Source organism: Breoghania sp. (assembly GCF_963674635.1).
GTDB lineage: Bacteria > Pseudomonadota > Alphaproteobacteria > Rhizobiales > Stappiaceae > Breoghania.
This window is the reverse complement of record NZ_OY771475.1, coordinates 500506-521726: the sequence shown is the minus strand read 5'-3', so window position 1 is coordinate 521726 and position 21221 is coordinate 500506. Positions and strand designations below refer to the sequence as shown.

17 protein-coding genes and 1 tRNA gene are annotated in these 21221 nt (G+C 61.2%); 11 read left to right on the top strand and 7 right to left on the bottom strand.

Going from position 1 to position 21221, the window contains the following annotated elements; all coding sequences use genetic code 11:
• Window positions 1-3: 3 nt before the first annotated feature.
• Complete coding sequence (locus ABGM93_RS02410) at window positions 4-924, bottom strand: LysR family transcriptional regulator (protein ID WP_321503146.1); 921 nt, start codon at window positions 922-924, stop codon at window positions 4-6.
• A 116-nt stretch (window positions 925-1040) separates the two neighbouring features.
• On the opposite strand from ABGM93_RS02410, the gene ABGM93_RS02405 reads away from it, so the two are divergent.
• The 3 genes from ABGM93_RS02405 (at window position 1041) to ABGM93_RS02395 (ending at window position 2733) form a co-directional block, all read left to right on the top strand.
• Window positions 1041-1589, top strand: coding sequence for a peroxidase-related enzyme (locus ABGM93_RS02405; protein ID WP_321503144.1), 549 nt, complete (start codon window positions 1041-1043; stop codon window positions 1587-1589).
• 65 nt (window positions 1590-1654) lie between these two features.
• Complete coding sequence (locus ABGM93_RS02400) at window positions 1655-2119, top strand: nuclear transport factor 2 family protein (protein ID WP_321503143.1); 465 nt, start codon at window positions 1655-1657, stop codon at window positions 2117-2119.
• A gap of 2 nt (window positions 2120-2121) precedes the next feature.
• Window positions 2122-2733, top strand: a complete 612-nt coding sequence (locus ABGM93_RS02395) for a pyridoxamine 5'-phosphate oxidase family protein (protein ID WP_321337616.1) — start codon at window positions 2122-2124, stop codon at window positions 2731-2733.
• A 196-nt stretch (window positions 2734-2929) separates the two neighbouring features.
• Here ABGM93_RS02395 and ABGM93_RS02390 read toward each other — a convergent pair whose 3' ends face one another.
• Window positions 2930-3691: an IclR family transcriptional regulator gene (locus tag ABGM93_RS02390; protein WP_321503141.1), complete on the bottom strand. Its 762-nt coding sequence runs from the start codon at window positions 3689-3691 to the stop codon at window positions 2930-2932.
• Window positions 3692-4237: 546 nt separating this feature from the next.
• Between ABGM93_RS02390 and ABGM93_RS02385 the strand changes: the two genes are divergently transcribed.
• From ABGM93_RS02385 to ABGM93_RS02355, 7 genes are all read left to right on the top strand, one after another.
• Window positions 4238-5146: a dihydrodipicolinate synthase family protein gene (locus tag ABGM93_RS02385; protein ID WP_321503139.1), complete on the top strand. Its 909-nt coding sequence runs from the start codon at window positions 4238-4240 to the stop codon at window positions 5144-5146.
• 57 nt (window positions 5147-5203) lie between these two features.
• Entirely contained in the window at window positions 5204-7177 is a 1974-nt protein-coding gene (locus tag ABGM93_RS02380; protein ID WP_321503137.1) for a YjhG/YagF family D-xylonate dehydratase, read from the top strand.
• Window positions 7178-7377: 200 nt separating this feature from the next.
• Window positions 7378-8724 carry a gluconate:H+ symporter gene (locus ABGM93_RS02375; RefSeq protein WP_321503136.1) on the top strand — a complete coding sequence of 449 codons (1347 nt, stop codon included), beginning with the start codon at window positions 7378-7380 and terminating at the stop codon, window positions 8722-8724.
• A 177-nt stretch (window positions 8725-8901) separates the two neighbouring features.
• A complete protein-coding gene (gene pflB, locus ABGM93_RS02370; protein ID WP_321503134.1) occupies window positions 8902-11163 on the top strand; it encodes a formate C-acetyltransferase in 2262 nt (753 codons plus the stop codon).
• A gap of 253 nt (window positions 11164-11416) precedes the next feature.
• Entirely contained in the window at window positions 11417-11968 is a 552-nt protein-coding gene (locus ABGM93_RS02365) for a GNAT family N-acetyltransferase (RefSeq protein WP_321503132.1), read from the top strand.
• Between the two features lie 689 nt (window positions 11969-12657).
• Window positions 12658-13041 carry a hypothetical protein gene (locus ABGM93_RS02360; RefSeq protein WP_321503130.1) on the top strand — a complete coding sequence of 128 codons (384 nt, stop codon included), beginning with the start codon at window positions 12658-12660 and terminating at the stop codon, window positions 13039-13041.
• A gap of 52 nt (window positions 13042-13093) precedes the next feature.
• Window positions 13094-14593, top strand: coding sequence for a methyl-accepting chemotaxis protein (locus ABGM93_RS02355; protein ID WP_321503128.1), 1500 nt, complete (start codon window positions 13094-13096; stop codon window positions 14591-14593).
• Between the two features lie 618 nt (window positions 14594-15211).
• Here the strand turns inward: ABGM93_RS02355 and ABGM93_RS02350 are convergent.
• Together ABGM93_RS02350 and ABGM93_RS02345 are read right to left on the bottom strand one after the other, a co-directional pair.
• Window positions 15212-15301 (bottom strand) — tRNA-Ser (locus ABGM93_RS02350).
• A gap of 325 nt (window positions 15302-15626) precedes the next feature.
• A complete protein-coding gene (locus tag ABGM93_RS02345) occupies window positions 15627-15866 on the bottom strand; it encodes a hypothetical protein (RefSeq protein ID WP_321505703.1) in 240 nt (79 codons plus the stop codon).
• A gap of 553 nt (window positions 15867-16419) precedes the next feature.
• Between ABGM93_RS02345 and ABGM93_RS02340 the strand changes: the two genes are divergently transcribed.
• Window positions 16420-16908, top strand: a complete 489-nt coding sequence (locus tag ABGM93_RS02340) for a DUF2147 domain-containing protein (RefSeq protein WP_321503126.1) — start codon at window positions 16420-16422, stop codon at window positions 16906-16908.
• 42 nt (window positions 16909-16950) lie between these two features.
• Here the strand turns inward: ABGM93_RS02340 and mdoH are convergent, their stop codons facing one another.
• The 3 genes from mdoH to ABGM93_RS02325 all read right to left on the bottom strand — a co-directional run bounded on the left by mdoH (window position 16951) and on the right by ABGM93_RS02325 (window position 20866).
• Entirely contained in the window at window positions 16951-18768 is a 1818-nt protein-coding gene (gene mdoH, locus ABGM93_RS02335; protein WP_321503124.1) for a glucans biosynthesis glucosyltransferase MdoH, read from the bottom strand.
• 92 nt (window positions 18769-18860) lie between these two features.
• Window positions 18861-19226: a hypothetical protein gene (locus tag ABGM93_RS02330; RefSeq protein ID WP_321503122.1), complete on the bottom strand. Its 366-nt coding sequence runs from the start codon at window positions 19224-19226 to the stop codon at window positions 18861-18863.
• Window positions 19223-20866, bottom strand: coding sequence for a glucan biosynthesis protein G (locus ABGM93_RS02325; RefSeq protein WP_321503120.1), 1644 nt, complete (start codon window positions 20864-20866; stop codon window positions 19223-19225). The genes ABGM93_RS02330 and ABGM93_RS02325 overlap by 4 nt, the downstream gene beginning before the upstream one ends.
• Window positions 20867-21221 lie beyond the last annotated feature (355 nt).

The window sequence follows — 21221 nt, the reverse complement described above, 5'->3', positions numbered from 1 at the left end:
CGATCAGCGCGCGGCCGTTTCCAGATGACCGGCCAGAACGGAATTCAGCCGCGGACTTGCGAAATCGATGAAGGCGCGAAGTTTCTGCGGAACGAGACCACCGCCGCCATAGACGATATGTGCCGGCCACGGCTCCGGCTCTTCGTTTTGAAGAATGATCTCCAGACGCCCCTCTGCCACCGCGCGGGCCACCTGATAGGACAAAACCCGCGTGACCCCGAGGCCGGCCGCGGCAGCGTCAATCGCGGCCTCCGCCGTATTGACCACCATCCGTGAACGCACCCGGATCAACCGTTCCCCGCGCCCCTCCCCGAACCGCCAGCGATCCGCGGCCATCAGGCTCTCGAATGTCACGCATGCATGATCGGCAAGGTCTTCCGCGCGCTGTGGACGACCGTGCTCCTCCAGATAGGCCGGACTGGCGCACAAGACACGCCTCACCTCGCCAAGCCGCCTTGCCCGAAGACTGCTGTCCGGCAGATGCCCGATCCGCACCGCCGCATCGATATGCTCCTCCCGCAGACTGACAAGCCGATCGCTCTGTTCCAGCCGCACATCGACATCCGGATAGACCTTCAGAAACTCGGCAATCACCGGAAGCATGTGCAGCCGTCCGAAGACGATGGGCGCGGTCAGGGAAAGAAGGCCCACAGGCGTGCTGTATTCGCCCGCCGCCGCACGCTCCGCTTCCGCCACCTCTTCCAGGATCCGCCGACACGCGGCGACATAGGCCGCGCCCGCCTCCGTCAGCGCCAGACCGCGCGCAGACCTGAGCAGCAATTGCGTGCGCAGCCCCTCTTCCAGTTCCGCCACCCGTCGACTGACCGTCGGCAAGGGCATGCCGAGGTCGCGCGCCGCAGCCGAAAGGCTGCCCGCATCCACGGCAGCAACCAGGATGGACATGGAGTCGAGACGGTCAGCCATACTTCCACTTTTCGAGAGGTTACTTCTCAAAATTACCGTCTGCATGAAATTTTTGGAAGCCCCTATCTTGAGGTCATTCGAGACATTGATCGAAACAAACCCCAAGGAGAACTGTTATGTCCCGCATTGAAATCCCCGCAACGATCGCCGCCGCGCCGGAAGCCTCCCAGCCGCTTCTGGAGCAGGTCACCAAACAGCTCGGCAGCGCCCCGAACCTGTTCCGCCTCGCCGCCCAGAGCCCGGCGGCGCTGGAAGGCTATCTCGGCCTGTTCGGCGCGCTCGGCAAGGGCCGCCTGCCCGCCGCCACCCGTGAACGGATCGCGCTGGCCATCGCCCAGTTCAACGGCTGCGGCTACTGCCTCTCCGCCCACACCTATCTGGGTGCGAACCTCGCCAAGCTGTCGCCGGAAGAAATCGCGGCCAACCGCAAGGGCCGCTCCACCGACGCCAAGGCCAACGCCGCCGTCGGCTTCGCGATCAAGATCGCCGAGCACCGCGGCCACGTCTCCGACACCGACCTGCGTGACGTACGCGCAGCCGGTTACGACGATGCCCAGATCATCGAGATCGTGCAGCACGTCGCGCTGAACATCTGGACCAACTACCTCAATGAAGTGGCCCAGACCGAGATCGACTTCCCCGTGGCCGAAGGCGTCGCCGCCTGAACCTCGCCCTGCCCCCTGGCGGTGGGCCTTGCGCCCGCCGCCGATCACCCATGAAGGATCCCGATATGAGCCGCCCTCCTCTTCCCCCTTTCACCGCCGAAACCGCCGCCCAGAAGGTGCGCCTGGCCGAAGACGCCTGGAACAGCCGCGACCCGGAAGCGGTTTCGCGCGCCTATACCCCGCAAAGCCGCTGGCGCAACCGCGCGTCCTTCCAGAACGGACGTGCCGAAATTGTCGACTTCCTTGCCGCCAAGTGGCGCAATGAGGAGGAATACCGCCTGATCAAGGAGCTTTGGGCCTATGAGGGCAAACGCATCGCCGTGCGCTTTGCCTATGAATGGCGCGATGAAACCGGCCAGTGGTACCGCTCCTATGGCAACGAGAACTGGCAGTTCGATGCCGACGGCCTGATGGAGGAGCGTCATGCCAGCATCAACGATCTGCCCATCGAGGCCTCGCAGCGCAAGTTCCGCTGGCCGCTGGGTCGTCGGCCCGACGATCACCCCTCCCTGAGCGAATTGGGGCTGTAGCCATGGCGCAAGCACGCAGCACCCCCAGCGACGTTGCCTTCTCCGCCGCGGTCAAGGCGATCCAGACAGCCAAGGGATCGCGGGAAATGTATGCGCGTATGGAAGAGCGTCGCCCCTGGCAGAACCGGATCACGCCGGATCTGGCCCAGTTCATCGGTGCCCAGACAAGCGTTTTTCTCGGCACCGCGAGCGCGGACGGCCAACCCTATATCCAGCACCGCGGCGGCCCGGCGGGTTTCTTGAAGGTTCTCGACGAGAGCCGGATCGGCTTTGCCGATCTGGCGGGCAACCGGCAATACATCACCCTTGGCAACCTTTCGGAAAACCCGCAGGCCTTCCTGTTTCTGATCGATTACGAACAGGCGCGGCGAGTGAAGCTCTGGGGGACCGCTGCGGTCCATGAGAACGCGCCCGATCTCATGGAGCGGCTGCGCGTGGAGGACGGAAAGGGCCGCGCGGAGCGGGCCATCGTCTTTTCCATCGAAACCTGGGACGTGAACTGCCCGCAGCACATACCGGTGCGCTTCGACGCAAGCCGTGTTGCCGCAGCGATTGCCGATCGCGACGCCCGGATCGCGAAACTGGAGGCTGAGCTGAACAGGCAGCGATATTGAGCGCCCCCTGCCGGAACAGGCCGTTCAATCCCGCATCTGCGGAAAACCCGGTATTTGCGGTGCCAGAAGCCGGGAACGGCCTGTTTCACGGCGCGCCCGGCTCAACGCTGTCATTGCCCGCAAGCGCGCCAGAGGCTCCCCCCGGACTGCGCTGCCAATCTGTCGCGCGGGATCCGGCAATGGCGCCTCAGGACATTCAAACGCCCTTGAAGCCGAGAGCCTTCGATATGGTGGCGGCGGTTTTCCGCACGGCGTCCGTATAGATCTTCGTTTCTGCAGCTGGCGTCACGCTCGTCAGCGTGGAAATGGACACAGCCGCCACCACCTTCCCGGTGTGATCGAAGACCGGCGCGCCAACGCATCGCACCCCCATTGTGTGTTCCTCGTCGTCACAGGCGGCCCCTTCTTGCGCCACCTTGTCCAATTCAGCGACGAACGCCTCCATGGTGACGATGGTACGCTCGGTAAACGGCTCGAACACGTAGTCCTTCAGAAGCTCCCTCACCTTGTTGCGATCCATCCCGGAAAGCAGAGACTTGCCGATTGCCGTGCAATGGATGGGCAACTGCCGCCCGATACGGGAATAGGCGATCAGCACCCCCGGCCCCTCCACCTTGTCGATATAGACGCCGTGACAACCTTCCAGAATGCCAAGGTGTGCGGTCTGCCCGGTCTCACGCGACAAATCGACAAGCATCGGATTGGCCCGCTTGCGCAGATCGATGGAGTTGACCACCAGCGATCCCCGCTCGATGAGCTTGAGCCCGAGGCGGTAGCGCCCATTCTCCGCGTTCTGGTCGATGTAGCCAGCCGCCTGCAAGGTCTTCAGCAGCGAATGCAACGTGCTCTTGTGCAGACCGGTCGCAGTGCTGATTTCGGAGATCCTCAGCTCGGTCTTGTGTTCGTCGAACAATTCGAGGATTTGCAGCGCCCGCTGCACGGATTGGATGATCGGCATTGCTTGTTTTCGGGTCCCGGAGCGACCGGCGTCACATGGACCGGCGATCCGCATTGGTTGATGAGTGTTCACGGCATTTTCCGGCCTCACGAGCGACCGGCATGTGCCCTCGTGCAGCCGACATGAAATACGGATCGTCAGATCGAAAGGTAGGCGCGAAGCGGAACGTCCCGGCGATCATAGCCCGCCCGCTCAGAGCGGTTCAATTGTCCTGCCACGCCCAAGTATATGTCCGCCCGAGCACAAACGACGCGGAAACGAACGCCAGATTGCTTGGCAAGTCCTCTCTCCAGAGGCCGGGTTTCTGCCCCGTTTGGACCTTTCACGCTTCGGCCAAGCCCCGCATGGGCTCGGTTTCCCCGACATCCGATCGGCTGCCGCATGGCGTCTCCTGCCGCCGCGACAAACTGCCCATGGCGCGGGGCTCGACGAAGGGTAGCCGGCATGATCTATAATATAGTCATTCGTTTTACAATATAAAACGATAAGGAAACATGGTCCTGCCGCCTCGCGGCAAAACACCTGGACGATACCGTCGGAGAGAAAATGGCAGACAGCACGAAGTTCGCGGGCATCATCCCACCCGTCTCAACCCTGTTCACCTCGGATGGAGCAATCGACCGGGTCGGCATGCAGACGCTGATCGACATGCTCATCGAGCAAGGCGTCAATGGGCTCTTTTTCCTGGGAACGGGCGGAGAATTCTCCCAGATGACCGAGGCCGAGCGCCGGGAATTCGCCGCATTCGCCGTGGAGGCAGTGGGGCACCGGGTGCCGGTTCTGATCGGCACCGGCCACACCAACATGCGCGCAGCCATCGAGCTCAGCCGTCATGCCGAAGACGTGGGCGCCGATGCCGTCGTCGCCATCAATCCCTATTACTGGAAGATCACCGAGGCAAACCTGCGTGCCTATTTCGGGCAGATCGCCGACGCGGTTTCCATCCCGGTTCTGATCTACAACTTCCCCGACCTCACCGGGCAGAATCTGACGCCTGAGTTCATCAAGTCGCTTGTCGACGTCCATCCCAACATTGCCGGGGTCAAGGACACGATCGATTCCGTCGGCCACCTGCGCAGCATGATCCAGGTGATCAAGGGCGCGCACCCGCACTTCTCCGTCCTCTGCGGCTACGACGACCACCTCGTGAACACCCTTCTGCTGGGGGGCGACGGCGCAATCAGCGCCAGTGTCAACTTCGCACCGCAGCTCTCCGTCGGCATCTACAAGGCTTTCTGCGAGGGCGATCTGGAGAAGATGGTCCAACTCAATCGCCAGCTGCTCAAGCTGCCGCTCATCTACACCCTGGACACCCCCTTCGTGAACGCCGTGAAGGAAGCGATGGTCCAGACCGGGCAGGACATCTCGACCTGGTGCCTGCCCCCCACCAGTCCCCTTTCCGACCCCAAGAAGGAGCAAGTCAAAGCGATCCTCAAAAGCGCGGGCCTGATCTGACCTGCCGGGCGGGGAGGCCCGCCGCTTCAACAAATACCTGAAGAGAGGAGGTTGGAGATGTCACTTGACACTCTCTACGATGAAACACATGCCGATATCTACGATGTAACGACCAACGCAGCGGGGCCTGAGGGAACCCTCCCGCTCACACCAGAGATCCTGATCAACCGCCCTTCCGGCGATATATTCGGCATGACGCTGAATGCCGGCATGGGCTGGGATCCGGCCCAACTTCTGCGCAAGGAAGTCATGCTGATCGGGACCACGGGAGGTATCCGACAGCCTGACGGCAAGCCCCTCGCACTGGGGTTGCACACCGGACATTACGAGATCGAGGCCCTGATGGCCGAGGCTGCCCGGGTCGCAGACGAATGCAACCGGCTCCCCTATGCCTCCTTCGTCTCCGACCCCTGCGATGGTCGCACACAAGGCACCGAGGGCATGTTCGACAGCCTGCCCTATCGCAACGATGCCGCCATTGTCTTCCGCCGCCTCCTCCGCTCCCTGCCGAACTGCACCGCCATTGTCGGCGTGGCGACCTGCGACAAGGGGCTCCCGGGCCTGATGATGGCCCTTGCATCCATGCATGACCAATCCACGATCATCGTCCCCGGCGGCGCGACGCTGGCGCCGACAAAGGGCGACGATGCGGGCAAGGTGCAGACCATCGGCGCACGGTTTGCCGCGGGCGAGCTGTCGTTGGAGGAAGCTTCCTGGCTAGGCTGCAAGGCCTGCGCTTCGGCTGGCGGCGGCTGCCAGTTCCTGGGAACCGCCGGCACCTCGCAGGTTGTGGCCGAAGGACTGGGCCTCGCCCTGCCCCACTCCGCGCTCTCGCCCTCCGGCGAGGCGGTCTGGTACGAGGTGGCCCGCGCCTCCACGCGCGCCGCGATTGCGCTTGATGAAAAGGGTATCACCACCAAGGATATCCTGACCGACAAGGCCATCGAGAATGCCATGGTGGTCCACGCCGCCTTCGGCGGATCGACCAACCTCCTCCTTCACCTTCCCGCCATCGCCCATGCAGCCGGTTGCGCCATGCCGGACGTCAACGAGTGGACGCGGGTTAACCGGCTGGTGCCGCGTCTGGTGTCGGTCATTCCTAACGGCCCGGTCTATCATCCGACCGTGCGTGCGTTCATGGCCGGTGGTGTGCCGGAAGTGATGCTTCACTTGCGCAAGCTCGGCCTGCTCAACGAGGACGTGCTGACCGTCACGGGCATGACGCTCAAGGAAAACCTCGATTGGTGGGAGACCTCGCAGCGCCGCACGAAGTTCCGCCAACTCCTGGTGAAGCTCGACAATGTGGAACCCGACGACGTCATCATGTCGCCGGAACTGGCTGCAAAACGCGGCCTCACCTCCACCATCACCTTCCCGCTCGGCAACATCGCCCCGGAAGGTTCGGTCATCAAGTCGACCGCCATCGATGCCTCCAAGATCGATGAGAACGGCATCTACCATCACAAGGCCAAGGCCAAGGTCTTCGCAGCCGAAGCGACGGCGATCAAGGCCATCAAGTCCGGCCAGATCGAAGCCGGAGACATCATGGTGGTGATGGGAGGCGGGCCTTCGGGCACCGGCATGGAGGAGACCTACCAGCTGACCTCCTCGCTCAAGCACGTCTCCTGGGGCAAACACGTCTCGCTGATCACCGACGCGCGGTTCTCCGGCGTTTCCACCGGCGCCTGCATCGGGCATGTCGGACCGGAGGCGCTCGCAGGCGGCCCGATCGGCAAGCTCAGGGACGGCGACATCATCGAGATCGTCGTCGATTGCCGCAAGCTGGAAGGCTCGGTCAACTTCCTGGGCACCGAGGACAAGGAGGTCAGCGCGCAGGAAGGCGCCCGGATCCTCGCCGCCCGCGAAACCCACCCGGAACTCGCGCCCGCGCCCAAGCTGCCGGACGATACCCGTCTGTGGGCCGCGCTGCAGGCCGCTTCGGGGGGAACCTGGCGGGGCTGCGTCTATGACGCGGATCGCATCGTGAAGACGCTTCAAGCCGGCATGAAAGCCTTGCAGGAAGCACAGTAGAGCTGGACGGGCGGCGCAAGACGCCGCCCGAGCCCCACGGCATATCGCGGGCGACCCGACACAGGATGGGCCGCCGGCTCCTGGCAACGCACATGCACCCTCTCCCTGGTTGAGGAATGAAGCCGCTTGCAAGAGCGGCAACGGGAGAGGTGCATCCGCCCGGCTGCTGAAAACGGGTGGGAAAATCGAGGAGAGTTTTCATGCCACTCTTTATCGTCGCAATCGGCATCGCTGTACTGCTGATGCTGATCATGCGCCTGAAGTTGAACACCTTCGTGGCCCTCATGCTGGTGTCCTTCGGCGTCGCCGTCGCGCTTGGCGTCCCCCTGGAGGAGGTGGTCAAAGCCATCGAGAAGGGCTTGGGCGGCACCCTCGGCCACATCGCGCTGATCTTCGGTATCGGAGCCATGCTGGGGCGGCTTCTTGCCGATGCCGGCGGCGCCCACCGCATCGCCCTGACATTGATCGAGAGATTTGGCGAAAAGCGCGTCGAATGGGCCGTCATCGTCGCCTCCTTCATCGTCGGCGTCGCACTCTTCTTCGAGGTGGGTCTCGTTCTGCTGGTCCCGCTGGTCTACACGATGGCCAAGGAGATGCGGATCTCCCTGCTGCGGCTCGGTGTGCCGATGGTCGCGGCCCTGCTTGCCACCCATTGTTTTCTGCCGCCGCACCCCGGCCCGACCGTCATCGCAGGCGAATACGGCGCCGATATCGGCAAGGTGCTGCTCTATGGCATCATTATCGCGATCCCAACCGTGATCGTTTGCGGCCCCGTCTTCAACCGCCTTGCCATGCGCCTGATCCCGGACGCCTACGCCAAGTTCGAACTGCCTGAGGGGGCGAGCGCCTCCACCGACTTCAAGCTTGAGGAGACCCCCGGTTTCGGCATCTCCGTGCTAACCGCCATGCTCCCGGTCATCCTCATGGCCGCATCGACCATCGTCACCATTGCCCACGGAGCCCCCGGCGACAGCCAGTTCTTCACCATCATCGACGTGGTCGGCGATGCCTCCGTCGCCATGGTCCTCTCCCTGATCTTCGCCTTCTTCACCATGGGCGTGAACCGCAATATCCCGGTCGAGAAGATCATGGGGTCCTGCGCTTCGGCCGCCAACCACATCGGCATGATGCTGCTGATCATCGGCGGCGGCGGCGCCTTCAAGCAGGTGCTGATCGTCGGCGGCGTTGGCGACTATATCGCCCAGCTGTTTCAGGGAAGCCATGCCTCCCCCGTGCTGTTCGCCTGGGTTGTGGCCGCCATCCTGCGCATCTCGCTGGGATCCGCCACAGTCGCGGCAATCTCCACCGCAGGCCTTGTCATCCCGGTTCTGGCGCAAACACCGGCGGATCTGGCGCTTGTCACACTGGCAACCGGCGCCGGAAGCGCTATCTGCTCGCACGTCAACGATGCCGGCTTCTGGATGTACAAGGAATTCTTCGGCCTCTCGATGAAGGAAACCTTCGCAACCTGGACGCTGATGTCCACCTTCGTCTCGGTGATGGGCCTCCTCGTCATCCTGTTGATCGAAGCGCTCACCATAGTCTGAGCGACCGGCGTGCCAAGACGACACGCCCCCTGAAACCAAAGGCGGCCGCTCCCCTATCCGGCCGCCTCCCCCGCGCCCCTGCCATAAGACACCACAGGCATTGCGCACCCGAACCGAACGCCCCGCAACGCCGGGACCAAGCCCCCTGCCTCACTCTCCCAACACGAGGATAAAGCCATGAACGTTTATGCAGATCCCTCCAGCCTTTATGCCGATCCGTGGGCAGGGTTCAGCGACGGACAGTGGCGTCAGGCAATCGACGTCCGTGGCTTCATCCAGGAAAACTACACGCCTTATGAAGGCGATGACGCCTTTCTGAGCCCGGCGACCGAACGCACCAGGGCGATCTGGGCGAAGCTCGGCGAATTGCTGAAGGAAGAGCGCAAGAAGGGCGTTCTCGACGTTTCCACCGACCGTCCCTCCACGATCACCGCCCATGATGCGGGCTACATCGATCGGGACAACGAGGTGATTGTCGGCCTGCAGACCGATGCCCCGCTCAAACGCTCGATCATGCCGAATGGCGGCCTGCGCATGGTGGAAGGCGGCCTGGCCGCCTATGGCTACGAGCTTGCCCCGGAAGTGAAGGAGATCTGGAGCAAGTACCGCAAGAGCCACAACCAGGGTGTCTTCGACGTCTACAGCCCGGAAATCCTTGCGGCGCGCAAATACGGGGTCATCACCGGCCTGCCGGATGCCTATGGCCGCGGCCGCATCATCGGCGACTATCGCCGCGTGGCGCTTTACGGCACCGATTTCCTGCGTACCCAGAAACAGGCCGACTTCCACGCCCTCGACGACACCGTTTTCGACGAGAAGACGATGCGTCTGCGCGAGGAAATGTCGGAACAGTTCCGTGCGCTCGACGAGCTGCGCGAAATGGCGGCGAAATACGGCTGCGATATCTCGCGCCCGGCCGCCAATGCCCTTGAGGCCATCCAGTGGACCTATTTCGGCTATCTGGGCGCGGTGAAGGAGCAGAACGGCGCGGCCATGTCGCTCGGCCGCATCTCCACCTTCCTCGACATCTACATCCAGCGCGATCTTGAGGCCGGGTTCCTCACCGAAGAAGCCGCGCAGGAAATGATCGACGACATGGTCATCAAGCTGCGCATTGTCCGCTTCCTGCGCACGCCCGACTATGACGCCCTCTTCTCCGGCGATCCGACCTGGGTGACGGAAGTGCTTGGCGGCATGGGCGAGGATGGCCGCACGCTCGTCTCCAAATCGAGCTTCCGCTTCCTCAACACCCTCTACAATCTCGGCCCCGCCCCCGAACCGAACCTGACGGTTCTGTGGAGCACGAGGCTCCCCAAGGGCTTCAAGAACTTCTGCGCCAAGGTCTCTGCCGACACCTCCGCCATCCAGTATGAAAACGATGACCTGATGCGCCCGCACTGGGGCGACGACTATGGCATCGCCTGCTGCGTCTCGGCCATGCGCATCGGCAAGCAGATGCAGTTCTTCGGCGCGCGCGCCAATCTCGCCAAGGCGCTGCTCTATGCCATCAATGGCGGCGTCGACGAGAAGTCGCAAAAGCTCGTCGCACCGGGGTTCGAGCCCATCACCGCCGACGTGCTGGACTATGACGAGGTGATGGCCAAGTTCGACAAGACCATGGACTGGCTGGCCAAGACCTACGTCAAGGCGCTCAACATCATCCACTACATGCACGACAAATACGCCTATGAGCGGATCGAGATGGCGCTGCATGATCGTGATGTGCTGCGCACCATGGCTTGCGGCATTGCCGGGCTTTCGATTGCCGCCGACAGCCTCTCGGCGATCAAATACGCCAAGGTGCATGTCATTCGCGACGAAAACGGCCTGGCGGTGGATTACAGGATCGAGGGCGACTACCCGGCCTTCGGCAACAATGACGACCGCGTCGACGACATCGCCGTCTGGCTGACCGAGACCTTCATGGACAAGATCAAGGCCCAGCCCTCCTTCTATCGCGACGCCATGCCGACACAGTCGATCCTTACGATCACCTCGAACGTGGTCTATGGCAAGAAGACCGGCAACACGCCGGACGGACGGCGCGCGGGCGAGCCCTTCGCACCGGGCGCAAACCCGATGAACGGACGCGACAAGAAGGGCTTCGTGGCCGCGGGCGCATCGATCGCCAAGCTGCCCTACGAAGCCGCGCTCGACGGCATCAGCTGGACGGCCTCGGCCACGCCCGGTTCCATGGGCAACACCGAGGAAGAGCGGATCGAGAACCTGTCCAACTGCCTCGACGGCTTCGCCGCCGCCAATGGCTTCCACGTCAACGTCAACCTGTTGAAGCGCGAGACGCTCCTCGACGCCATGGAGCACCCGGAAAACTATCCCCAGCTCACCATCCGCGTCTCCGGCTATGCGGTGAACTTCATCAAGCTCACCCGAGAACAGCAGCTCGACGTCATAAACCGCACCTTCCACGCATCCATGTGAGGGGCAGATCAACACCAGGGGGAGACGCCCGCCTCCCCCTGGTCACTACCCCGGCATCGACATGAGCGCCTGCCCCTCGGCGCGGTTCTTTTTCGACAAGACGCACGACCACCGCAAAAGCACGTCGCAACAGGCTGAACGGGGCTCTTCAAGCTTGCCGACCGTCTACAGGGGAACTTGAGCCGCCTCTGCTGCGCACCGACCGACAATCTTCTTGTTGATGAATGGCTGCGCTTTGCGGCAATCTCCAGCCATGGATTCCATCAAGACAACGCGTCTCTGCCTTCGAAACTTCCTGAGCAGTGACGCAGACGCCCTCTTTGCCTATCTGCACGACCCTGTGGTCAGCTGCTTTCTCGATCTCAGGCTCAAGAGCCTCCAGGAGGCGCAAGCCGAAGCCGTGAAACGCAGCACCAACGACGAGCATATCGCGGTCTGCCTGCGGGACACGGGCGAGCTCATCGGCGACCTGTTTGCCGTTCCCGAGGAAGACACTTTTTCCGTGGGCTGGAATTTCAATCCGGCCTTTGCGGGCAAGGGATATGCGACGGAGGCAGCCCGCGCGCTGTTTGCCCATCTTTTCGCGCATAAAGGCGCACGTCGCCTCTACGCTTATGTGGAAGACCACAACACGTCATCGCAGCGCCTGTGCGAACGGCTCGGAATGCGCCAGGAAGGTCTGTTCCTGGAGTTTGTCTCTTTCCGAAGCGATTCAGCCGGCAATCCCGTCTACGAAAACACCTTTCAGTATGCCCTCCTCCGCAAGGAGTGGACGCCGGACACACAAAGCGCGTTGCGGGATTGATATGAGGCACCTCCCAATCGACCAAACGATTGCACCGGTCGGAAAGCACGAACGCGCCTGAACAGGCAAATGGTGGAGAGGAAGCCCTCTCTCGGCACAACCGGACGCCACATCAGGACATATTATATCCTATAGTCTTTATTTAGATATTGCCCCGTCGGCTCATCCCTCTCGTCAGATATCATCGAATATCGTCAAATCGCGCGTCTTGGGATGGGCTGAATGAGCTGCCAGGCCGCACGGACATCCATGCCGCCGAGCCAGGCCTTTCATTTGCAAATGCAGGCAGAGCCGAGGCCTGGATTGGCGCGTAAATCCGCAACGCGAACACATGCCCAGCGCGCCCTCCCTGTCCCAATCATCTACCCTCGCAAGATCGGCTACGCCTCAGGCCTGCCGCTCTTGTCGGGCCTGAGCCGCGCTCAAATGAAATTCACTCCAGGAGCAACATCAAAAGACAACGCGAAACTACTTATGTATTAAAACGAATACAAAAGGACTCTTACTTACTTCTCGCGGATTTTCTCTCGTTCCCTCCAGCGGGTTTTTTTGCCTTTGCTTTACCCACGCAAGATCTCAACGCCCCCATCCAGATCAAATTAAGCCCTCATTAAATAGATTGCTTTATTGATAGATTACGTAAAGTACACTACTCGCACAGGTTGCGTCTTGTCACTTGAAACGCCCATATGGCAGCAATAGAAAATTCGACGATGCGAAAAAGCGAAGATCTATCAGAGAACGCGGTTACCACTTACGGGCCAGCCGCCTTGATCGGCTTATCCGGTTTTCTGATTGTTGGCTATCTGACCTTGTTCAGCTTTGCGGAGAACGCGCCGGTTATTGTCATTTCTGCCCCCTGGGACAGTGAACGGCAAGCGATAACCCGCGCCCTGACACCGGCCTCAAAACTCATACGATCGGACTTTGACGGCACCTTCGTGACGGTTTTGCCTGAGCAACAGGATTACCCGGCAAAGGTGCGGGCGCTTGGCGCCTGGGCGGTCATCAGTTCCTTTGGTGTCGGAGGCTGCATGCCGAAACCAACAACAAATGACGGCAGCAACGTCTAATGAATCGTCCCCAATCAGCTCGTTCCTGATCAAGTTTACCCAGAGGACAGAAATGAACGCGACCTCCCCATCTTCCGTCGTCGAGACCGCCCCTGAACTCACAAAACTCCGCCAGATCGCGAGCAAGGCGTTCATTGCAAGCCTTTGGCTCATGATACTGGTCATTGGAAGCGTCGCTTCGTTTTCATCCGCACCAGCACTGACGGTATCCGCGATCGCAGCGGCGCTCGCGGGCGTCTCAACCCTCATGTTTGTCAAGGACCCGGTTGGACCGGCGACCCGATTTGCCATCGGGGCATCACTGACCACCGACTGGGCGCTGTTGGTTTTCAGCGCAAGCGGATTGCCGGACGGACTGGTTCTCGATGCCCACATGCTGTTTTTCGTTCTGAATGCAGTGCTGGTCATCTATTTCTGCTGGCGGACTATGCTGATCGTCAATGCGATCGCGACCGTGCATCACGTCGCCTTTTCCTTGCTTTTGCCGCTCTATATCTGGCCATCGGCCGAGTATGTCCTGCACCATTTCCTCATCCATGCCAGCTATGTCGTGCTGGTGGGCGGTCCGATGCTTTGGCTGGCCTATCGCATCAATCGTCAGTTCACAGACAATCACCAGGCGATGAAGGATCTGAACCTCGCTCAGGCTGAGGCAGGCAAACTGGTGGAAGAAACCAAAATCCGTGCCCAGCAAGAAGAAACCAAGCGGACAGCCATGTTCGATTTGGCCGAGAAACTCGATGCCAGCGTTGCGGGTGTCGTCGGGTCCCTGTCCTCCGCATCATCCAAACTCCGGACCTCCGCGCAGGAAATGGCGGCAGGAGCGACGCAAACAAACCAGCAAAGCCAGAACATGTCTCAAGCGGCCAATGAGACATCAAGCAATCTTGAATCTCTGGCAGCCGCGTCCGAAGAGCTCTCAGCGTCCATCGCCGAGATCAGCCGGCAGATCACCCAGTCGACCGACATTGCCAACGGAGCGGCCCGGGAAGCAGAAGAAACCAATCATAAGATTCAGGGCCTGGCCAAGGCCTCGTTCAAGGTTGGCGAGGTTGTCCAGCTGATCACTGCCATTGCAGAGCAGACCAACCTTCTCGCCCTCAATGCCACCATTGAAGCCGCCAGAGCCGGAGATGCGGGCAAGGGCTTTGCCATTGTGGCCGCGGAAGTCAAGGAACTGGCAAATCAGACCTCGAGCGCGACGGAGAGCATCGGAAACCAGATCGCTCAGATCCAGAGCGCCACGCAAGAAGCCGTGGATGCGATTGATGGCATCGGCAAAACGATCGACAAGGTGAAGGAAATCTCGGTTTCCGTCGCCACCGCCATCGAAGAACAAGACAGCGCCACCCGCGAAATTGCGCGCAATGTCGAGCAAGCTGCGAATGGCGTCAAAGGCGTTGCCCACAACATCTCAGACGTCGCCAGCGCGTCCGAGAGCAATCTCAAATCGGTTGGGAACTTTGTCGATACAGCCGAGGAGCTTTCCAAGCAGTCTCAGGCATTGCGGACAGAGGTCGACGACTATCTGATCAAGACAAAAGCCATCTGATCATCGACTTCGAAGACTATGGCGAATGCTCTTTGCTTTCCATGGAAAGAGCATTCGCCAGCTCATATCGTGCGACGAAGATCCCTATCGCATGACAGCGCGAGGATCATACCCGCTTTTCGGCGGCAATGAAGGGCACGGACCGGGACCGATGCCCGAACACCTGTCGGCCGTCCCGGAGGGCGCGGGTGCGGAACACTCAGCCCGCCCCGCCCTTCGCTTTCCAGCGACAGCTGCGATTGGGCAACTGCGGGATATGGCTCTCCGCCGCCCCCCCTTCTTGAAAGAGGCGCCTGACCGATCATAGGCGGTTGAATGCCAACGGAAGTCTCAAGGGCGCACGATCAAGCCACCTGCAGGACGTTCGTGTCGCGTGTGACTTCGAAGATGGGATTGCTGCCAGCTTATCCAGATATCCGCCAGCTTTGGACAAGACTATCTCCACGAAAGAGCCCCACACCGAAGACACATCCCAAAATCCACCAACCTTGTTGGCGGATAGAGAAGGTATAGCGGTTTATTAAAAGCGTACGAGACTGCGTGTATTGAATAAAAAGACGCAGGATGGTTCCCCTAAATAGGAGAGGACTGTTTCTTTCGATATATGGAAAGGGAATATGGCGGAGAGGAAGGGATTCGAACCCTCGATACCATCGCTGGTATACTCCCTTAGCAGGGGAGCGCCTTCGACCACTCGGCCACCTCTCCGGTCCCGCGTTGGTATCGGCAAAGAGCAAGGATTTCAAGGGATATTTCACCCCTGCACAACTTGTCCACGCGCGTTTCCGTCAAGACCTTCCATAAACAATAGGCGAACAACGCAACAGCGCGCTGAAGCTCCCAAATGCAGCGAAGCGCAGTCCCCTTCTCCGCTCTAGACGGAAAACGGAACTACGCTCCGCTCAATTCCAGACATCCTCGCTATCGGGAAACAGCCAAGATTCCCGCAGCCACATGACACGTCGCGCGACCCGGCCGGCAACTGCTCGCCCGACATCCTCGCATCCGCCCGCAGGCGCAAAATGCAACGCGCTCACTGCATGGACAGCCATTCACGCGCCGCACGTTGGGCCTCCGCAATATCCGAAGAACTCATCTCCTCGGAAATTTCCTTGCGATACTGAACCGCCTCACGAACGCCGCGCATCGCTGCAAGGTTGAACCACTTGTGCGCGCTCACCAGATCCTCCGGAACATCGCGACCGGTCGCATAATTCATGCCCAACTCAAACAGCATTTCGCCATTGATCTGCCGCGACCCCATCACGGCCATGTCTTCACTCAGAACCTCTATGCGTGCCATTGTCGTCTCCTCGCTTCTCCGTTTTGACCTAAGACCGGATGCCCTTGCAGCTCCGGGCCTTTCGCGAGGAAAAGTCTCGTCCAATGGCTTCAACCGCGCGTAAATTTTCTCGGTTAATCGACCGAATACAAATCAAAAACGAGAAGTAAATTTGACGTATCATTTACCACCTCGCACCAATTCCGGCATATGAATCAAGACCGATCGAATAGAAACCGACGCTTAACTGTCACGCTTTGCTAACCATGCGCGAAAAACGCTTGCCGGGCGGGACGGGAAATGGCGCTTCACTCCGCCTCGCCCATGTGCCAGCCCCCCCCAGCCGCATCCGCGAACAGTCTTTCGCCTTGCCGGATCAATTATCGCCCACATGCCGCTACGGCATGTCTTGCGCCCTATCGCAAAGGCGGTAGGCTCCACTTGACGATGGCAAGTTGACGCGCACCGAAGACATCAGAGACCGGGCGCCGAACGGCCGTCGAGATTGAAAAACAAGACAATCAATTTTGGGGAGGAGACAAGTATGACAGTTGGAAACCACTTGGATGTCGATACGCACAAGAGAATTGGCGCCCGCAGGGCGGGATCTGTCTTGCGACTGGGGGCATGCCTCGCGCTTGCCGGGGGCTTGATGGTGTCTGCCCTGTCCGGAGCGGCTTTTGCCGCCGACGCCAAGGGTACCTGGGCGCGCCCCTCCGGCTCCTCCCAGATAAGGATCGCCAAGTGTGGCGGCAGCCTTTGCGGCAAGCTGGTCTGGCTGCGTGACAAGGGCAAGAAGGACGAAAAGAACCCCGACGCCTCAAAGCGTGACCGCTCGTTGCTGGGGGTACAGACGGTCTATGGCATGAAGCCGTCGGGTGACGATGTCTGGAAGGGCAAGGTCTACAATGCCGAGGATGGCAAGACCTATACCGGCAAGATGGAACTCGTCGGCCCGAACAAGCTGAAGCTCTCCGGCTGCGTGCTGGGCGGGCTCATCTGCAAGGGCGAGACATGGAACCGGGTCAACTGACCCGAAGCCTCTCACACCACCACCGTCTGGCGGGAAACGGGATCAGCCGCGGGCTGGTCCCGTCGCGAGGTCGAGAGCGGCGCCCCTATCCCCCTCGGCCTGCGGCTCTGGCGCCGCGTCGCGCGGCCTGCTGTAGTAGTCCAGCGCGCGGCGGGCTGCTGCGATGATCGCGTCCTCGCGCCATTCCTGCGGGGTCAGAAAGATGCCGCGATTGCGGGCGCGCTCACCGGACCCGATGGACGCCGTCCACCACACGATGATCGGCGCAAGGATCAGCGGCAGCACGACCGGGCTTAACCAGGCGACCAGGCTGGGCACGAAGTAAAACGCAAAGCCCAGCGTTCCCATGCCGACCACGCACATCCACCAACTTGCCTTGAACGATGTGAGCAAGTCGAGAGAGCCGTCCTCGCGCTCGCTCGATGGCCAGCCGAAATCGGCCCCCGTTATCACCTGCCAGACAGAACGGCTCTGGAACATCATGTGGATCGGGGCGAGAAGCGATGCGAGCAACAATTCCAAAAGCGCCGACCAGGCTGTGCGCAGGCGACCGCCATATGGCCCCGCCTCGCCCGTCACGACGGCGCGAAGAAGCAGCAGCGCCTTTGGCAGAATCAGAAGCGCGACGACGCCAAAGAGCAGCGCCAGGCCCTTTTCCGTTTCCGGATGCGGGAACCGCGGGAACATGGAATCCGACATGAAATAGACCGGCGGCGGCGCAAACAGGGGAGCTGCGACACTGGCAATCAGGAACAACAGCCATACTGGCGAGGCCAGGTAGCCGAAAATCCCCTGAAGGATGTTGAGCCGGCTCCACAGCGGCAGGCCGGGGGCTCTCAAGACGCGGGAATGCTGAAGATTGCCCTGACACCAGCGGCGGTCGCGCTTGGCATATTCGATGAGATTGGCCGGAGCCTCCTCAAACGATCCCTCAAGGTCGGGATCAAGCCGCACCCGCCAGCCGCCACGCGCCAACATGGCCGCCTCGACCGTGTCATGGGAAAGGATGTCGCCGCCGAAGGGCGGCTTGCCCTCAAGCGCGGGCAGGCCGCAGGTCTCGGCAAAGGCGCGCACCCGGATAAGGGCATTGTGCCCCCAGAACGGCCCCTGCCGCCCCTGAAGGGCCGCCACACCGCGCGAAAAGAGCGGCGAATAGAAGCTGGCGGAAAACTGGATCATGCGCCCGAACAGCGTGCGTCGCCCGATGATCTGCGGAACCGTCTGCAAAAGACCCAGATCCGGCACCGCCTCCATGCGGCGCACCATCTCCACAATGGTGCGGGCATGCATCAGACTGTCGGCATCGAGCACCAGCATGTAGTCATAGGCGCCGCCATTGGCGCGGATGAAATCCGCGATATTGCCCGCTTTGCGACCGACATTCGGCGAGCGATGGCGATAGAAGAGCCGCCCGCCTGCCCCCAGCGCCATCACGGCACGGCGATAAAGCGCCTTCTCGTCCACCACCGATTGCGCACGCGTGGAATCCGACAAGACGTGGAAATCGAACGTGTCGAGAACACCCATGTCATCAATGGCGCGATACATGGCATCGAGCCGGGCAAAGACCGCATCCGCGGCCTCGTTGTAGACCGGAATGACGATGGCTGTGCGACCACGCGGAGGCCCGTCGGAGACCGGGACCTTATCCGCCCCGAAGAGCAGCCCAAGCACTGCGGTACAGGCCCCCCATGAGAGCCACAGCGCACAGAAGGAGACCAGTGTCACGCGCACCACGTCGACCCAGTCGAATCCGTCCGCCACGGCGATGGAGCCGAACATGGCGGCAGCGCCGGCCGTCAGCCCAAGGGTGAGAATGATCGCTCCGGACCGGCGCAAGCCAACGGCGAACGCTTCCATACGACCCGATTTTCCACGATCATGCGCCATCGCGCGACACTCCGGGCGGGGTCGCCCCCAAGACGCCCGCGCATTGATGAGAGAGGAAGAGATCAGCCCTGGCGGGCGCGGATCCGCGAGAAGAGGCGGGCGAATACCGGCCTGCGTTCGCTTTGAAGGACCTGCACCGGCATGGCGAGCGGCGCGCGCGGTGCGGGCAGGCACAAGGAGGCCACCACCACGCGCGGCAGTTGCCCCTCAAGGTCTCCAGCCACAAGCTGACCGATCAGGCGCGAACGATCCTCATCGCACGACGGCCGCACGATCGTCTCGATGGCATCGCTGACCGCCTCGCCCAGCACCTCATCATCGAGATCGGGCCGGCCTAAAGCCTCACGCAAGGTTGCCCATGATAGATTGGAGTGAACCGCTTGCACGGACGCGCGAGCGAAGCCACCGGATTGCATCTCGGCACTCATACCGTCTGTCCCCACTGATATGTCCAAATTTCGCTCAAACGATCCTCTCCAAGCAAAAGTGCCGCGTTTATCTCCACCGGATCACCCGCGTCCTTGCGCCTGATATCGAGGATCAACCTCCAAACGTCGCTACCCTGCAATTTGTTCAAAATTTTGTGCTGGACCTTCCCGTTGCTGACACTGACCCGCGCCACAACCTCGGCATCCTCGCCAAGCCCGACAAGCGGATCGCCCGCAAAATCGATCAGGAACTTGCGAAGGTTCGGATCCGGTTTCGAGGCGGAGGTTCCGCCAGCGCCGGCATGGGTGCGCAGGACACGGGCGAGCGGAACATCGCCCTCCACATCCATCGCCCAGAGCATGCGGTAGTGAAGCCAGTGCTCAGCGCCCGCCTCAAGCCCGTTTTCCGGCATCCAGAAGGCCACCACATTGTCGTGGACCTCCTCCTTGGATGGGATTTCCGCCAGAAAGACGGAGCCCTTGCCCCACTCGCCCACCGGCTCGATCCAGACCGACGGTCGCCGTTCGTAACGCGCCTCGGTGTCGAGATAATGGTCGGGCGAACGATCGCGCTGCAGAAGGCCGAAGCCGCCGGGATTGTCCTCGGAGAAGACCGAAAGCTGGAGCTGGCCAGGATTGGTCAGCGGACGCCAGATCCGCTCGCCATTGGCCCGCAGAATCACCAGCCCGTCGCTGTCATGCACCTCCGGACGATAATCGTCGAACCCGGTGCGGTCGTTCTCACCGAACAGATACATGGAGGTGAGCGGCGCAAGGCCGAGACGCGCAACCGCATCGCGCAGGAAGATCGCGGCCTGCACGTCCACAACGGTTTCAACGCCCGGGGTGATCGAAAAGGCGTAGGCCCCCGCCACCCGCGCGCTTTCCAGCTCGGCGAAGATCTTGATATCGCGCGCGCCCTTTTCCGGGCGCTCGATATAGAAACGAGTGAAGCGGGGAAACTCCTCCGCACTGCCCGAGGCGGTATCGACCGCAAGCCCGCGCGCGGAAAGCCCGTAATTATTGCCACGACCCAGCGCACGGAAGTAGCTGGAGCCCAGAAAGGCAATCAACTCATCGTGATAGTCGGACCGGTTCAAAGGATAATGGAGCCGGAAGCCGGCAACGCCGGGAAGATCTATCTTGTCGAAGCCTTGCTCATCCAGAGGACTGCGGAACTCGAAGTCGCCAGGATGGAAATCCAGCGGCCGCGAGATGCCCTCATCCACTTCAAAGATACGAACGGGCTTGTCGAACAGCCAGCCGGGATAAAAGGCCTGCAATTCGAAATTGTAGCCATCCTCGCGCCAGCGCGCATGATCCGGCCGGAACCGGATTCGGCGGTGCGCGTCATACCCGAGCGCACTCACCTGTTCCGGCAGTTCACCTTGATCATCGACAAAGGGCGCAGCCGCGCGCGCCTTCATGCGAGCGACAAGCCAGTCCCAGTTAAAGGGCTTGCCCTTGTCGGCCACGGTCGCCGTCGCCTCGCCTTCCGGAGAAGGCGCATTGCCTTTCGCCGGGTCCGCGTCCTGCGCAAAGGCTGGGAGGATTCCGCCGCCCGTCATCGCTGCGATGAAACAGGCGCTGGCCTTCAGGTAATGTCGTCTGTTGATTTCTGAACTCGTATTCTGTGGCACGTGAGAACCTGACCGATGGGTCCTGACCCGGCGCTCATGCAGCCACCGCGCGCCGGAGTGCATGGCGCGCGTCACGCAGATCGCAAGTCATTTCCCGAAATTTGCTTCGTGAAGACCGAACCACCGGCCTGCTGTGCAAACGCAGCAAACACAAACAGGTTCCACCCCGTTCGGTTGTACTGACGCTCAGCGGCCAAGGCCGTTCATATCTCCCTATGTGGGTTTTACTGCAAGCAAATTCATCAAGGATCGAGGCAAAGGCATGGCAGGATTAGGAAAATCTGATGCAACGCACAAGACAGCGCCGTTCCGAACGCAATCAGGGGCCCTTAGGCCCCTGACATAAATCACGATA

What these genes read in the sequence shown, in the direction of transcription:
- ABGM93_RS02360 (WP_321503130.1), top strand. Translation starts at nt 12,658, where the DNA reads ATGGCAGCAATAGAAAATTCGACGATGCGAAAAAGCGAAGATCTATCA.
- ABGM93_RS02390 (WP_321503141.1), bottom strand. Translation starts at nt 3,691, where the DNA reads ATGCCGATCATCCAATCCGTGCAGCGGGCGCTGCAAATCCTCGAATTG.
- ABGM93_RS02380 (WP_321503137.1), top strand. Translation starts at nt 5,204, where the DNA reads ATGTCACTTGACACTCTCTACGATGAAACACATGCCGATATCTACGAT.
- ABGM93_RS02340 (WP_321503126.1), top strand. Translation starts at nt 16,420, where the DNA reads ATGACAGTTGGAAACCACTTGGATGTCGATACGCACAAGAGAATTGGC.
- ABGM93_RS02375 (WP_321503136.1), top strand. Translation starts at nt 7,378, where the DNA reads ATGCCACTCTTTATCGTCGCAATCGGCATCGCTGTACTGCTGATGCTG.
- ABGM93_RS02405 (WP_321503144.1), top strand. Translation starts at nt 1,041, where the DNA reads ATGTCCCGCATTGAAATCCCCGCAACGATCGCCGCCGCGCCGGAAGCC.
- mdoH (WP_321503124.1), bottom strand. Translation starts at nt 18,768, where the DNA reads ATGGAAGCGTTCGCCGTTGGCTTGCGCCGGTCCGGAGCGATCATTCTC.
- ABGM93_RS02410 (WP_321503146.1), bottom strand. Translation starts at nt 924, where the DNA reads ATGGCTGACCGTCTCGACTCCATGTCCATCCTGGTTGCTGCCGTGGAT.
- ABGM93_RS02400 (WP_321503143.1), top strand. Translation starts at nt 1,655, where the DNA reads ATGAGCCGCCCTCCTCTTCCCCCTTTCACCGCCGAAACCGCCGCCCAG.
- ABGM93_RS02395 (WP_321337616.1), top strand. Translation starts at nt 2,122, where the DNA reads ATGGCGCAAGCACGCAGCACCCCCAGCGACGTTGCCTTCTCCGCCGCG.
- ABGM93_RS02355 (WP_321503128.1), top strand. Translation starts at nt 13,094, where the DNA reads ATGAACGCGACCTCCCCATCTTCCGTCGTCGAGACCGCCCCTGAACTC.
- ABGM93_RS02385 (WP_321503139.1), top strand. Translation starts at nt 4,238, where the DNA reads ATGGCAGACAGCACGAAGTTCGCGGGCATCATCCCACCCGTCTCAACC.
- ABGM93_RS02365 (WP_321503132.1), top strand. Translation starts at nt 11,417, where the DNA reads ATGGATTCCATCAAGACAACGCGTCTCTGCCTTCGAAACTTCCTGAGC.
- ABGM93_RS02345 (WP_321505703.1), bottom strand. Translation starts at nt 15,866, where the DNA reads ATGGCCGTGATGGGGTCGCGGCAGATCAATGGCGAAATGCTGTTTGAG.
- ABGM93_RS02330 (WP_321503122.1), bottom strand. Translation starts at nt 19,226, where the DNA reads ATGAGTGCCGAGATGCAATCCGGTGGCTTCGCTCGCGCGTCCGTGCAA.
- pflB (WP_321503134.1), top strand. Translation starts at nt 8,902, where the DNA reads ATGAACGTTTATGCAGATCCCTCCAGCCTTTATGCCGATCCGTGGGCA.